This is a genomic window from Paenibacillus sp. S150, from assembly GCF_019352175.1.
Lineage (GTDB): Bacteria > Bacillota > Bacilli > Paenibacillales > Paenibacillaceae > Paenibacillus_AQ.
On sequence record NZ_JACBYI010000074.1, the window covers coordinates 1 to 12,421 of the forward strand.

The window sequence follows — 12,421 nt, forward strand, 5'->3', positions numbered from 1 at the left end:
TCTCCAGCAGGCGCTTCGACAAGTCATGAACCCGATCTTTGATGCGCAATTTTCAGGGTACAGCAACGGCTTTCGGCCGGGGAAGAGCGCACATGACGCCGTGAAACAAGCCCAAAGATATATTCAAGACGGCCTGAGATGGGTTGTGGACCTCGACCTTGAGAGATTCTTTGACCGGGTAAACCACGATATGCTGATGGCAAGAGTGGCGCGGAAAGTGACGGACAAAATATTACTGACCCTGATTCGCGCGTATCTGAACGCCGGAGTCAGGGTGAATGGAAAATGGGAACACAGCCGAGAAGGAACGCCGCAGGGGGGTCCGTTCAGTCCGCTTTTGGCAAACATTCTACTGGATGACCTGGACAAGGAACTAATTGGACGAGGTTTGCGATTCGTACGCTACGCGGACGACTGTAATATCTTTGTGGCGAGTAAACGGGCAGGCGAGCGTGTCATGGAATCGGTAAGCCGGTTTGTAGAAGGAAAGCTAAAACTGAAAGTGAACCGGGAGAAAAGTGCGGTGGCCAGACCATGGCACCGAAAGTTCTTAGGATTCAGTTTCCGGAGTCAGAAACAGGCAACGATTCGAATCGCACCGAAGAGCCTCTCAGCTTTTAAAGAAAGGATTCGAGAGTTAACAAATCGAACCTGGCCCATTTCCATGGAAGAAAGGATTAACCGGCTGAATCGCTATCTGATGGGCTGGCTCGGTTATTTCCGTCTAGCCCCGGCGAAGACACACTTCCAAACGCTGGACCAGTGGATTCGAAGGAGACTTCGAAGGTGTCTGTGGAAACAGTGGAAACGAGTACGTACACGAATCCGTGAGCTTCGGGCACTCGGGGTTCCCAAGTGGGCTTGTTTTAAGATGGCCAACTCGCGGCGAGGCGCGTGGGAAATGTCCCGGAACACGAATAACGCCCTTCCGACTTCCTATTGGGAAGCGAAAGGGCTGAAGAGTTTACTTTCACGCTATCTGGAACTTTGTTAACCTTTTGGAACCGCCGTATGCGGACCCGCATGTACGGTGGTGTGAGAGGACGGGGGCTTACCGCCCTCTCCTACTCGATTGAATAGAAAGATTGATCGGGCTACAGGGTGAAATGAGAGGTAAAAGTGCCTTTGAATTCGGCAGGAGCGGGCTACAGGGTGAAATGAGAGGTAAAAATGCCTTTGAATTCGGCAGGAGCGGGCTACAGGGTGAAATGAGAGGTAAAAATGCCTTTGAATTCGGCAAACGCCCCCTCCCTACACATCAGACACGCTGTCAGGGTCATGCCAAGCGGGCAACTCTCATCTCCCCTTAAGGCGGATTCCCACATTAAAGCACCGCACAAGCACCGCCAAGCATCACCAAGCACCGCCTTTTTCATGTCACATAAACTGACTCCAAATCGTCCCTTAATCTTGATATTAATCTAATTTATAGCAAAATTTCGCCTGATTCTATTCGAATGCACATCAAATTCACAAGTGCAAAGGCAGATTTCTTAACAAAAGGCGATGAAACGGCGCATTTACAATTTACGCTCCAGGCCCCTCCGGCCTATGCTGTGGTTACACGGAAGACACACGAACAAGCCTCCTGAGGAATGATCGCAAGTGTTTGCCCAAGTCAAGCATAAGAGGAGGTGAGAACTGAATTGAGCGAGAATCCCTTCGTCAAAAAGCTGATCAAAAGCTGGCAATTGTACGCGCTGATGGCTCTTCCTTTCCTTTATCTGATTATCTTCAAGTACGTGCCGATGTACGGCGCTCAGATTGCCTTCAAGGATTTCTCCGTAGTCAAGGGCATCTGGGGCAGTGATTGGGTGGGCATGAAGCATTTCAGCCGCTTCGTCAATTCCTATGATTTCTGGCGCATTCTCAGGAACACGCTGATTCTCAGCTTTTACAATCTGATTGCCGGGTTCCCGATTCCGATCCTGCTGGCCCTGGGGCTGAACTATCTCCGCAATGTAAGGTTCCGCAAAGCCGTGCAAATGGTGACCTATGCTCCGCATTTTATCTCCATTGTGGTGGTGGTCGGCATCGTGAAGGAGCTGCTTGATCCACGGATCGGAATTGTGAACAAAATCCTCGGGATCTTCGGGATTGGCCCGATCAACTTTATGGGTGAGATTTCGATGTTCTCCTCCATTTATGTCTGGTCGGATGTGTGGCAGCATGTCGGCTTCAACTGCATTATTTTCATCGCGGCGCTGGCCAGTATTGACCCTTCGCTGCATGAAGCGGCTGTGATGGACGGAGCGACGAAATTCCGCCGCATGTGGCATATCGATCTGCCGGGCATTATGCCGATGGCCATCATTGTGCTCATTCTGAACACCGGCCATATTCTCGATGTCGGCTTTGAGAAGGTGCTGCTGCTGCAGAATCCGATTAATCTGAAGGCCGCCGAAATTATCGACACGTACGTGTACAAGGTGGGCTTGACTTCGCAGGTTGCCAACTATTCGTATTCGACGGCGATCGGACTGTTCAAATCAATTATCAATTTAATTCTGCTGCTGACGGTCAACAAAATCGCGCAAAAAACCAAGCAAGGCAGCTTGTGGTAAAGGGGGGCGACCATGAACACTACATTCCGCAATGATTCCGTAGCCGACAAGCTGTTTACGATCCTGAACACCATTTTTATGAGCTTTTTGTTCCTGGTTGTGCTGTATCCGATCATCTATATTGTCAGCGCGTCGTTCAGTGATTCGCAGGCGGTGGTGTCCGGCGAGGTCTGGCTGTGGCCGGTGCGTCCGAGCCTGGACGGGTATAAGGCGGTTTTTGAGTACAAGCAGGTGTGGATCGGCTTCGGCAATTCAATTCTTTATACGGTTACCGGTACACTGGTCAACGTAATCATGACGGTGCTGGCGGCCTATCCGCTGTCCCGCAGGGATTTCTATGGTAAAAATGGCTTCATGCTGCTGTTCATGTTCACTACAATGTTCACGGGCGGTCTCATTCCCAGCTATTTGCTGGTCCGGGATTTGGGCATGCTGGATACTATCTGGTCAATGATTATCCCCGGCGCCCTGAGCGTATGGAATGTCATTATCGCCAGAACCTATTTTCAAATGTCGATTCCGCATGAGCTGCTGGAGGCGGCACAGCTGGACGGCTGCAATGATTTCCAGTTCGTGTGGAAGGTGGTTATCCGGCTGTCGGGTCCGATCCTCGCGGTCATTACGCTATACTACGCTGCGGCGAACTGGAACCAGTATTTCAATGCCATGCTGTATTTAAAAAGCCAGGATCACTACCCGCTTCAACTGGTGCTCAAGGATATCCTGGTCAAAAACGATGTCGATGTCGGCATGCTGTCGGGCGATCCGCAGGATGCGGCCAAACGTGAAGCGATGAAGACGCTGCTGAAGTACTCGCTGATTGTCATTTCTTCTTTTCCGCTGCTGGTCTTTTACCCCTTCGTACAGAAATACCTGGTCAAGGGCGTAATGGTCGGTTCACTCAAAGGATAATTTAAGGGGGACTATAAAAATGAAATTTAAGGCGGTCTTATCACTGCTCGTCGGAGTGAGTATGCTGGGCGGTATCCTGAGCGCGTGCAGCAGCAGTAATGACAGCAACAACGGTGCTGCTCCAGGGAATGGGGCTGCGGAGGCAACAGTTACGGAGGCGGGGCAGTTCCCGATTGTCGATGAGAAAATCACGCTCCGCGTCATGACCGGGGCCAACCCGGCCGTCGAGGATTTCGATACGAATGAGTTCACCAAATATTTCGAGGATTTGACGAATATCCATGTGGAGTGGGAAATTGTCCCAACCAGTACGGTTACCGAAAAGCTGAACCTGGCGCTGGCCAGCGGCGATCTGCCGGATGTCATTATGACCATGAACGTGACGCCTGAGCAGCAGGCCCTTTATGGAGAGCAGGGCGTGCTGCTCCCGCTGAACGAATATATTGAGAAATACGGTGTGAATACGAAGAAAATGTTCGAGGAAAGCCCGCTTGTAGAGTCCACGATCACCTCCGCGGACGGCAACATTTACGCGCTGCCTGCGCCGAATGAATGCTATCACTGTTCGATGCGCCAGAAGCTCTGGATCTATGAGCCGTGGCTGGAGAAGCTGAATCTGGAAATGCCGACAACGACGGAGGAGTTCTATGAAGTGCTTAAGGCCTTCAAAACCCAGGACCCTAACGGCAACGGCATCGCCGATGAAATTCCTTTCTCCGGTGCACCGCAGGCTAATCAGACTTCCACGCTGACTACAAGCGTTGAGAACTTCCTGATGAACTCCTTCACCTATGCGCCGTTCACCCGTATTTATGTCAATGACGAAGGCAAGGTCGATGTGCCGTTCAACAAAGACGGCTGGAAGGAGGGACTCACCTATCTGAACCGGCTGTACAGCGAAGGGCTGATGGACCCGCAGGCACTGACACGGGATGCCGCCCAGCTTGTGCAATTGGGTGAAAATCCGGATGTGCCGATTCTCGGCGCCGCTTCCGGTCCGAACCAGAGTGCGCTGACCCAGCTCAACGGTTCAAGCGGCAGATGGCTGGAATATGTGGCGGTAGCTCCGCTCAAGGGTCCTGAAGGCGTGCAGGTTACACAGTATGATCCGTATCAGGTTGCGCCAGGGCAATTCGTCATCACGAACAAGGCCAAGAATCCTGAAGCCGCCTTCCGCTTCGCAGATGCGCTGTATGACAGAGAAATTACGCTTCGCTCCACGATCGGTGAGCCGGATGTGGACTGGAGATGGGCTACGGCTGACGAGATCGGCCTGAACGGAGAACCCGCTGTCTATATGGATATGTCCAAGTTCGGGGTTACACAGAACAAGCAATGGTCGCAGACAGGCATCGCTTATCGCCCGAATTCCCTGCGCCTTGGCCTGGTAGCCAACCCGGACAACCCGCTGGACAGCATTCTGTATAACGAGACCAAGGAGAAATACGAGCCGTACCGGGTGGATGTGGAAACTGTGCTGCCGCCGATCAACTTCACGGTAGACCAGTCCTCGGAAATTGCCGATCTCTCCAAAACGATCTATGACTACACCAATGAAATGATGGCCCGCTTCATTATCGGCGACGCCGACATCAATGCCGAATGGGATCAATATCTGGCTACGCTGGACAGCATGAACCTGAGCCGTTACCTGGAAATCTACCAGGAGGCTTACGAGACTTACAAGTCGGCTACAGCCAAATAAAGCTGGTTAAAGTATCGGCGGGATGTCCCTAAAATTCTAATATTTCAACCTGCAGCTGCCTGAATTTCGGGCAGCTGCAGATTTAACACGCCCAAAATAAAAGGATCAGCAGGAGGACGTTCATGACTACACTAGAATTCACTGTGCCGGACCACTGGAAATGGTTCACCGAAAGCCGTTACGGCATGTTCATTCATTGGGGCCCTTATGCACAATATGGCAGGGGGGAGCAGGTTCTGTTCCGCGAGCATCTGGACCACCGCGAATACGCCGCGCAGGCGGCTGCCTGGAATCCGCAGCATTTTGATCCCGAGCTGTGGGCGGCCACCGCGGTGAAGGCCGGCTTCAAATATGCCTGCTTCACGACAAGACATCATGACGGCTACTGCATGTGGGACAGTGCCTATACCGATTACTCCAGTGCCAAGCTGGCTCCGCAGCGCGACTTCGTCCGTGAATATGTGGATGCCTTCCGCAAGGCCGGACTGCGGATCGGCCTCTATTATTCCTGGATTGACTGGCGGCTGCCGGCATACTTCGACGGACCGGCCAAAGATCCGGAGGGCTGGGACAAGGTGCGGAATTATCTGCACAACCAGGTAAAGGAGCTGCTGAGCAATTACGGCCAGATCGATCACTTCTTCTTCGACGGGGTATGGCCGAGAAATGCCGACGACCTGCAGAGCGTGGAGCTGCTGGAGGAAATGCGCAGGCTGCAGCCGGGCATTCTGGTCAACAACCGCCTGGGCTACTCCAGCACCCATGATGAATACCGGGCAGACGGCGGCGTCGGCGCGGGCGACTCCGATACGCTGGGCGATTTCGGCACCCCTGAGCATCTGATTGTTGCCGACCGCAAACGCCTCTGGGAATCCTGCCAGGTGACAACCTGGCGGCTGTGGAGCCATGTATTCGGCGAGCGGTGGCGTCCGGCCGATTATTTGCTGGACATGCTGTGCGAATGCGCGGAGAAGGGCGGAGCCCACGGCGGCAATCTGCTGCTGAACTGCGGGCCGACGGCAGATGGAGAGCTGCCGCCGGAGTTTGTGGAGCGTGCGCTGGATATCGGCCGCTGGCTGGAGGTGCACGGCGAGGCGATCTATGGCTCAGACGGCGGGTCGGTCACGGAATTCATCACCAGAGGGCGGCAGACGACCCGGGAGAATTTTTTGTATTTGATCATCCGGTTCTGGGATGGGCGGCCCGAGATGAGGCTGGCGGATATTTCCAGCAGGGTAAAGGCGGTGACACTGCTGACCACCGGACAGACACTGGAATTTGAGCAGCGGGATGCGGAATTGTTCATTAAAGGTCTGCCCTCCGAGGCACCGTCCCGCCTGTTCCCGGTCATCCGCGTGGAATGCGAAGGCAAGCCTGCGGCCAACCGGTGGGGCCGGGAGCGGCTATGGGAGGGCGATCCGTCACGTGTGGCGGAATGGGCGCGCAGCCAGCGCGGCACCTCGGTCTTCGCAGACGGCATTGAACGCGGATGAGTCCATATTTGAGCGAAAGGGGAGAGAAGCATGGGCAATATAGAGAAGCTGCTGGAGGAAAAAGGCATTGAGCTGGGAAAGGTGCCTCCGGCTGTAGCGACTTATGTGCCTGCCAAGCAGGTAGGCAATGTTGTATATACCTCGGGCAACGATTGCCGTATTCATGGAACACTGATGCTGACGGGCAAGGTGGGCGCCGAGCTGACGGTTGAGCAGGGCTATGCCGCCGCCCGCCAGGTGGCCATCAATCTGCTGGCTGTGCTCAAGGAGCATCTCGGGGAGCTGGACCGGATCAAGCAGGTGGTGAAGATGCTGGCTTTTGTGAATTCGGCGCCGGGCTTTGTAGAACAGCCGTTTGTTATCAACGGAGCTTCCGACCTGCTGGTAGAGGTGCTGGGTGAAAAGGGCAGGCATGCCCGTTCGGCGGTATCGGCCAATGAGCTGCCTTTTGACACGCCGGTGGAAATTGAGCTGATTGTAGAGGTAACAGAAGCATGAGCCTGTATAAGGAATTGCCGACGCCGGTCGCAATTATTGACATGGATATTCTGCAGCGCAACATTGACGGAATGGCCGCGCGGCTTGCAGCCAGCGGAATTCTCCACCGTCCGCATATCAAGTCGCACAAGTCGGCGGCCATTGCCCGCATGCAGCTGGCCGCAGGGGCCATCGGGATTACAACAGCCAAGCTCTCGGAAGCCGAGGTGTTTGCTGCCGCAGGCGTAGAATCGATTCTGATTGCCTATCCGCTCATCGGTGCGGACAAGCTGGAACGGTTCGCGAAGCTGCATATGAAATGCGGGCTGCTGACCACAGTAGACAGTGCCGCCGGAGCGGCCGGCCTGTCGGAGGTTGGCGTACGGACCGGGAAGCCGGTGGAGGTGCTGATTGAGCTTGACGGCGGGCTGCACCGCGGTGGCCGCCAGGCAGGCGGGGACGCTGTGCGGTTTGCCCTGGAAATCAATAAGCTGCCGGGCATCCGTATCTCCGGGCTGATGGGGTACTTCGGGACGATATACCAGAATTCCGGGGAAGCAGCCTTTATAGAAGCTACCCGTGCAGAAGCCGCATTGATGATGGAGACGGCAGCGCTGTTCAGGGAGGCCGGCTTGCCGGCGGACGTAATCAGCACGGGGTCATCGCCTGCCGCATTGATGTGCCGGGAGCTGGAAGGCGTTACGGAGGTGCGGGCGGGGAACTATGTGTTCTTCGATGCCTCCGGTGTAGGGATGGGTCTGGCCTCTGAGGACGATTGCGCCCTGCGCGTGATTGCGACTGTGGTCAGCACGCCCTTGCCCGGACGGGCAACCATCGATGCCGGCACCAAGAGTCTGACCAGTGACAAGGCCCACGGCCGGGACGGCTTCGGCATTATTGCCGGCCATCCGGAGGTGAAGCTGGCTGCACTCAACGAAGAGCACGGCTTTCTCCAGTTCGATCCGCTTACCTCGCCGTTTCAAATCGGGGACCGGATTGAGATCATTCCGAACCATTCCTGCGTGATTCCGAATCTGAATGCCCGGGTGGCGGGAGTGCGGGGCGGACAGTGGACGGAATGGATTACGGTGGATGCCAGAGGCTGTATGACCTGATGGCAGGACAACTGCCGCGGAAAGATGGTCAACACCAGGCACTGAACGATACTCAACACCAGGCACTGAAACATGGTACACACAACTGGTGCGGAAGGAGGCTGGCTTCTCTATGGGACAGCTGAAGATCGATGCCGCTGAAATCGCCCGGGTGCTGCATGAGCTGGTGGCTATTCCGAGTGTGAATCCGGCTTTTGACGGCGGCTGCGGTGAAGCGGGCGTGGCAGAGTATGTGAAGCATTATCTGGAGGAGCAGGGGATTTCCTGCATCGAACAGCCTGTCGAGCCGGGACGCAGCAACATTATCGGGATGCTGCCCGGTGCAGTGCCCGGCCCGGTCCTGCTGCTGGAGGCGCATATGGATACGGTTCAGATAACGGGGATGACGATTGACCCGTATGCCGGAAGCGTTATAGACGGCAAGCTTTACGGGCGCGGAGCCTGCGACACCAAAGGCTCGCTGGCCGCGATGCTGGTTGCCATGGGCACGCTCGGGCGCAGCGGCCTGGCGCTTCCGGTAGGTGTGCATCTGGCGGCGGTGGTTGACGAGGAGTACCGCTACAAGGGAGTCAGCAGGCTCGCGGAAGCAATCAGCTCCGGTGGGCTGGGGTATTTGGGGGCCATCGTCGGGGAGCCGACAGGCCTGCACCGTGTAATCGCCCACAAAGGCTGTGTCCGGTTCTATATTGATGTGCACGGCAGGCCGGGCCACAGCTCCGAGCCGGACAAGGGCGTCAACGCGATTGAACAGATGGCGGAGGTGATCCGCTGTCTGAAGGAAGAGATTGCACCGTCTTATTTGCGTCAGCATCATCCGCTGCTCGGAGCGCCGACCCATTGCATCAGCGAAATCACCGGAGGTGCAGCGCCCAATACAATACCGGGCAGCTGCCGCATCACCATCGACCGCCGGACGGTTCCGGGCGAGGAGCCGCTGGAGGTCTGGCAAGGGTTCCGGGAACGCCTGCGGGAGCTGGAACGGATGACTCCCGGTCTGCGGCTCACCGTGCAGGAGCCGTTCATCATCGACTACGCCATGGAGACTTCCGCCGGCCATCCGCTGGTGCGCCAGCTGGCGGCGGCGGTTGGCGGCTACGCTGCGGGGCGCGGGGAGCATGGAGCCGCATACGGGACGGATGCGAGCAAGCTGGCGCGTGTCTCCGTGCCGTCCGTCGTTTTTGGGCCCGGCGGTATCGGCCAGGCGCACACGGCCAATGAGTGGGTATTGCTGCACGAGGTGGAGAGCGCCGCATCTGCACTTGCCGATCTGGTTCTGCATTACAGAAGGGATGGATTGTGAAATGGCAATAATCAAAACCGGCAACGCCGTGATTTTAGCAGCAGTTGTATTTGCAGAGCTGCCATTCCATTGAGCAGGCTCCCGCCCCGTGTTAAGATGAATGCTATGATCCTTTATACCTAATGGGAGTGGAAAAAACAGAGATGAGTACAACCCGAATGATTATTGACTGCGACACCGGCATTGACGACGCGCTTGCCATACTGTATGCCCTGAGGGCACCGGATGTGGTTGTGGAAGGCATCACTACCGTTTTTGGAAATATCGATGTGGCCCAGGCGGCTGACAACACGCTCAGACTGCTGGCGCTGGCTAAGCCTGGCTATGATATTCCGGTAGCCCTTGGTAGCTGTGGATGTGGACGCTGAACGGGCGGTGGGAGTCTTTTTAAGCGCGTTTATGTAGGGGAAAGGATGCGGTTATGAACTCATTCGTCGATTTCCGCAGGTTAGGCGGCAGGGCATCGGTTCTCTCTCAATAGTTACAATCTCTTAATTTGCTAAAAATGCCTGGTTTGGTAAAATGATAGAGCAACAAGCGGTTGAGAGATTTGTATGCCTATCCTAACAGATTGGGGAATAGAGGAATGAAGCGTTTTGCCAAAATAGTATTATGCGCGGCAATTGCAGCCGCAGGCTTGCCGTCTTTTCCGGCAGACGGCGCACAGGCCGCAGGAGGCGTAAGTATTGTGCTGGACGGCTACCCGCTGCCATTTCCGGTAGAGCCGGCAGTGATGAACGGGACGACGATGGTGCCTTTCCGGGCCATTTCCGAAGCGCTGGGCATTAAAGTGGAATGGAATCAGGCAGCCAAGCAAATTACGGCAACGAACAGCGGTGCTGAGGGTGCAAAGACAGTGATTCTTACTCTGGGGAAATCAAGCGCGTCCGTCAACGGCGCAGCCGTGAAGCTGGCTGTTGCCCCGCAGAATGTCCGCGGCACGACAATGATCCCGCTCAGCTTCTTCGGACAGCAGTTCGGTGCCGGCGTATCCTGGAACCAGGCGGCCAAGACGGTATCGATCACCTCGCCGAAGAAGGATTTATATACTCTCGGGTTTTATGCGCAGGGAGCCTACAGCGAGGTTTCGCTGATTCCGGATTTTGATGCGGTCGCCTTTGGCTGGAGCCGGATTGACCGCAGCGGTCAATACACCACCTCGGGCGCGGAGTTCAGATGGCCTCAGGCAGCAGGTGATGTTACGCCGGAATCCATCGTCCAGAATGCCGCTGCCGGGGGTACCGCTCCTTATCTGATGGTGTACTCAGGAGACAAGGAGCTGGAGCTGACCCGCAATGTGGAGGATCTCCAGCTTCAGCAGCAGACCATCGCCGGTATCGTGGATACTGCGGCGCAGAAGGGTTTTCAGGGAATTGCCCTTGATCTGGAGGGACTTGGCATGACCGGGGACAAGGCGCTGGTGCAGAGCCAGTATAATGCTTTTGTCAAAAATCTGTCCGCCAAAGCAAAGTCCGCGGGCCTCAAGCTGACGGTCATTCTCCATCCCCTCAACAGCTCGTACAAAGGATATGATTACAAGACGCTGGCAACGCTGGCCGACGATCTGGTCATTATGGCATACGCTTTTGAGGGCGAGACCGGACCGGAGCCGATGGACAAGGTCGATGAATCCATCCGCCTGGCGCTGCAGCAGGCCAGCAAGGACAAGCTGATTCTCGGCATTTCGGTTTACAGCGAGAACGAAACCTCTGTCAATGCCAAGATCGGGCTGGCTAAGCGCTATGGCCTTAAGGGCATAGCCATCTGGCGCCTGGGCCTGATCGGCCAGCCGGTATTAAGCGAGATGGGGAAATCGATAGAATTGTAGAACACTGATCATCCGGGGGAAGCGGGTCTCTGTGAATGCTGGCCTGAAGATAAGCAAGCTCCGCAAGGCTAACGTAATGCAAAAATCAGAGCAGGTTGCATTCGGCAGCAGGCCGCACTGAAGCAACCAGGCGGCACTGAAGCAGCAGGCCGCACGGAGGTTGAAAGCGTGGAGCAACGGAGCAGGAGCAACGATGCAACGGTACAGTAGCACCAGCGAAACGAAGCAACGGTACAGATGCAACAAGCGCAACGGAGCAGGAGCAACGATGCAACGGTACAGGTGCAACAAGTGCAACGAAGCAACGAACAGGTGCACCAGCGCAACGAAGCAACGGTACAGATGCAACAAGCGCAACGGAGCAACGAAGCAATGATGCAATGGTACAGTACAATGGTGCATCGGTATAGCACAACAGCACAACGGTGCACAGGACACGGCTGGCATGGGACAGTTCCTGTTTACCTCTTTGCTATACGTATTCATGTGTATCTAAGCTGCAACAACGGCATTTCGACAGTATCTAAGTGGAAAAAGTAAACCTAATAATAGGAAAATCATCGATTTCACAGCACCTAAGTGGAAAAAGTAAAACTAAATTGGTGCTCTAAGGCAATTGATGGTGTTTTGCTTGGAATTAAGTGTAGAAAATCCCACTAAGACGGTGAATCTGCGGATTACTGGAGAATGAAGTGTACAATTTCCCACTAGCCCGCCGCAGCAAGTTGATTTGGAGATGGGCAGTCACCAGGCGGTGAACCTCGGCGTTCCCGGCGAACCCGCCCGGCAGGTCATATATTCATGCTACAATAGTGAGGCAGGGTAACGGCAGACCCGCTCTTGCTTTAAGAGAGCCGTTTGTATGAAATGCCTCAGCTGGCAGCTCTGCCAGCATTTTTATTTTCTGGCTTTAGCCAGTTGAGTGCGTGAAACGCGCGAAACAAAAAACCACCCGCTATGCGGGTGGAGGGAACGAGGGTTTGACCACCAAGACCATTCCGATAGAATTGAGATGTTCAGGCTCAAA

General features: G+C 55.2%; 10 protein-coding genes. All 10 read left to right on the top strand.

Annotated features, from left to right (window positions below; translation table 11 throughout):
- Positions 1-994 (top strand): group II intron reverse transcriptase/maturase (gene ltrA, locus HYD27_RS31215; protein ID WP_219221673.1); only part of this gene is annotated, 994 nt, incomplete at its 5' end.
- Positions 995-1,646: 652 nt separating this feature from the next.
- Positions 1,647-2,564, top strand: a complete 918-nt coding sequence (locus HYD27_RS31220) for an ABC transporter permease (RefSeq protein ID WP_309242156.1) — start codon at positions 1,647-1,649, stop codon at positions 2,562-2,564.
- Between the two features lie 12 nt (positions 2,565-2,576).
- Positions 2,577-3,476 carry a carbohydrate ABC transporter permease gene (locus tag HYD27_RS31225; protein WP_219221674.1) on the top strand — a complete coding sequence of 300 codons (900 nt, stop codon included), beginning with the start codon at positions 2,577-2,579 and terminating at the stop codon, positions 3,474-3,476.
- A 19-nt stretch (positions 3,477-3,495) separates the two neighbouring features.
- Entirely contained in the window at positions 3,496-5,181 is a 1,686-nt protein-coding gene (locus HYD27_RS31230; RefSeq protein ID WP_219221675.1) for an ABC transporter substrate-binding protein, read from the top strand.
- Positions 5,182-5,303: 122 nt separating this feature from the next.
- Positions 5,304-6,674 carry an alpha-L-fucosidase gene (locus HYD27_RS31235; RefSeq protein WP_219221676.1) on the top strand — a complete coding sequence of 457 codons (1,371 nt, stop codon included), beginning with the start codon at positions 5,304-5,306 and terminating at the stop codon, positions 6,672-6,674.
- 30 nt (positions 6,675-6,704) lie between these two features.
- Positions 6,705-7,172 (top strand): RidA family protein, encoded by a 468-nt coding sequence (locus HYD27_RS31240; protein WP_219221677.1) that lies wholly within the window; start codon positions 6,705-6,707, stop codon positions 7,170-7,172.
- Entirely contained in the window at positions 7,169-8,266 is a 1,098-nt protein-coding gene (locus tag HYD27_RS31245) for an alanine racemase (RefSeq protein ID WP_219221678.1), read from the top strand. Before HYD27_RS31240 ends, HYD27_RS31245 begins: the two co-directional genes overlap by 4 nt.
- A gap of 112 nt (positions 8,267-8,378) precedes the next feature.
- Positions 8,379-9,566, top strand: coding sequence for a M20 family metallopeptidase (locus HYD27_RS31250; RefSeq protein WP_219221679.1), 1,188 nt, complete (start codon positions 8,379-8,381; stop codon positions 9,564-9,566).
- A 143-nt stretch (positions 9,567-9,709) separates the two neighbouring features.
- Entirely contained in the window at positions 9,710-9,934 is a 225-nt protein-coding gene (locus HYD27_RS31255; RefSeq protein WP_228745453.1) for a nucleoside hydrolase, read from the top strand.
- A gap of 218 nt (positions 9,935-10,152) precedes the next feature.
- Positions 10,153-11,394 carry a stalk domain-containing protein gene (locus HYD27_RS31260; protein ID WP_219221680.1) on the top strand — a complete coding sequence of 414 codons (1,242 nt, stop codon included), beginning with the start codon at positions 10,153-10,155 and terminating at the stop codon, positions 11,392-11,394.
- Positions 11,395-12,421: the final 1,027 nt, after the last annotated feature.

Bases quoted from the DNA above. Each gene is read 5' to 3' on its own strand.
- HYD27_RS31255 (WP_228745453.1), top strand. From the start codon at position 9,710: ATGAGTACAACCCGAATGATTATTGACTGCGACACCGGCATTGACGAC.
- HYD27_RS31260 (WP_219221680.1), top strand. From the start codon at position 10,153: ATGAAGCGTTTTGCCAAAATAGTATTATGCGCGGCAATTGCAGCCGCA.
- HYD27_RS31225 (WP_219221674.1), top strand. From the start codon at position 2,577: ATGAACACTACATTCCGCAATGATTCCGTAGCCGACAAGCTGTTTACG.
- HYD27_RS31235 (WP_219221676.1), top strand. From the start codon at position 5,304: ATGACTACACTAGAATTCACTGTGCCGGACCACTGGAAATGGTTCACC.
- HYD27_RS31245 (WP_219221678.1), top strand. From the start codon at position 7,169: ATGAGCCTGTATAAGGAATTGCCGACGCCGGTCGCAATTATTGACATG.
- HYD27_RS31230 (WP_219221675.1), top strand. From the start codon at position 3,496: ATGAAATTTAAGGCGGTCTTATCACTGCTCGTCGGAGTGAGTATGCTG.
- HYD27_RS31240 (WP_219221677.1), top strand. From the start codon at position 6,705: ATGGGCAATATAGAGAAGCTGCTGGAGGAAAAAGGCATTGAGCTGGGA.
- HYD27_RS31250 (WP_219221679.1), top strand. From the start codon at position 8,379: ATGGGACAGCTGAAGATCGATGCCGCTGAAATCGCCCGGGTGCTGCAT.